Source organism: Mycobacterium sp. TH-M82 (genome assembly GCF_057473605.1).
In genome coordinates, this window is record NZ_JBYCKY010000039.1 from 1 (window position 1) to 1,762 (window position 1,762).

Sequence of the window (1,762 nt, forward strand, 5' to 3'; positions counted from 1 at the left end):
CGCCGAACGCCGCATCAACGAAGAACGCCTCGCCGTTCAGCGTCGAAAACGCATCGCCGAGCTGGCCCGAAACGACGAACCACCACCCTTCTGACCGCAGTGTGGCTATGTGGTGCGTGGGCAACGGTGCCAGGTGATGACGCAGCTCAGCCGAACGCCTCGTCGAGGATCTCGTGCTGCTCGACGGCGTGGACCTTCGACATCCCCGACGACGGTGCTGACATGGCCCGACGCGAGATGCGCTTGATCCCGGTCAGCTTGTCCGGCAACAACTCCGGAAGCTCCAATCCGAACCGTGGCCACGCGCCCTGGTTGGCCGGCTCCTCCTGCACCCAGAAGAACTCGCTGACATTCGGGTAGCGGTCCAGGGTTTCGGCCAGCCGGCGCTTCGGTAGCGGCGCCAGCTGCTCGATCCGCACGATGGCGATGTCGTCGCGGTTGTCCTTTGCCTTGCGGGCGGCCAACTCGTAGTACAGCTTGCCGCTGGTCAACAGAATCCGGTTCGCCTGGTCGCGATCGCCGACGCCCTCCTCGTAGCCGGGCTCCTCCAGCACCGAGCGGAACTTGACCTCGGTGAAGTCCTTGACGTCGCTGACTGCCGATTTGTTGCGCAGCATCGATTTCGGCGTGAAGACGATCAGCGGACGCTGGATTCCGTCCAGGGCGTGCCTACGCAACAAGTGGAAATAGTTCGCGGGCGTCGAAGGTGTGGCGACCGTCATCGAGCCCTCCGCCCAGAGTTGCAGGAAACGCTCGACGCGTCCCGAAGTGTGGTCGGGCCCCTGGCCTTCGTGACCGTGCGGCAGCAACAGCACCACCGCGGACAACTGGCCCCACTTGGCTTCACCAGAGCTGATGAACTCGTCGATGACGGTCTGGGCGCCGTTGACGAAGTCACCGAATTGCGCCTCCCACAACACGACAGCGTCCGGGTTGCCGACCGAATAACCGTATTCGAAACCCACGGCGGCCAGTTCCGACAGCGGTGAGTCGTACACCAGGAACTTGCCGCCGCTCGGTGTCCCGTCCTCGTTGATCGCCAGCAGCTGCAGCGGGGTGAACTCCGCGCCGGTCTTGCGGTCGATGAGCACCGAATGCCGTTGCGAGAAGGTGCCGCGGCGGGTGTCCTGGCCGGACAGCCGTACCAGCTTGCCCTCGGCCACCAGCGAACCCAGCGCGAGCAACTCGGCAAAGGCCCAGTCGATCTTGCCCTCGTAGGCCATCTCCCGGCGCCTGTCCAGCACCGTTTGCACGCGCGGGTGCACGGTGAAGCCGTCCGGCAGGGCTAGGTGCGCGTCACCGATGCGGGCCATGAGCGCCTTGTCGATGCCGGTGAACAACCGGGCCGGAATCATCTGGAGGGACTCCACCGACTCGCTGGGCTCGGCGGCGTGTTTCTCCAGCTCGCGGACCTCGTTGAACACCCGCTCCAGCTGGCCCTGGTAGTCACGCAGCGCGTCTTCGGCTTCCTTCATCGAGATGTCGCCGCGACCGATCAGCGCTTCGGTGTAGCTCTTGCGGACACCGCGTTTGGCGTCGATCACGTCGTACATGTACGGGTTGGTCATCGACGGGTCGTCGCCCTCGTTGTGTCCGCGACGGCGGTAGCACAGCATGTCGATGACGACGTCCTTGTGGAACTTCTGCCGGAAATCCACCGCCAGTCGCGCCACCCACACACACGCCTCCGGGTCGTCGCCGTTGACGTGGAAGATCGGCGCGCCGAGCATCTTGGCGACGTCGGTGCAGTATTCGCTGGACC

General features: G+C 64.8%; 1 protein-coding gene. It reads right to left on the reverse strand.

Annotated elements, in window-relative coordinates:
• Positions 1–146: 146 nt before the first annotated feature.
• Positions 147–1,762: multifunctional oxoglutarate decarboxylase/oxoglutarate dehydrogenase thiamine pyrophosphate-binding subunit/dihydrolipoyllysine-residue succinyltransferase subunit (locus AC2VON_RS01220; protein WP_486951320.1), on the reverse strand; the 1,616-nt coding region annotated here is incomplete at its 5' end.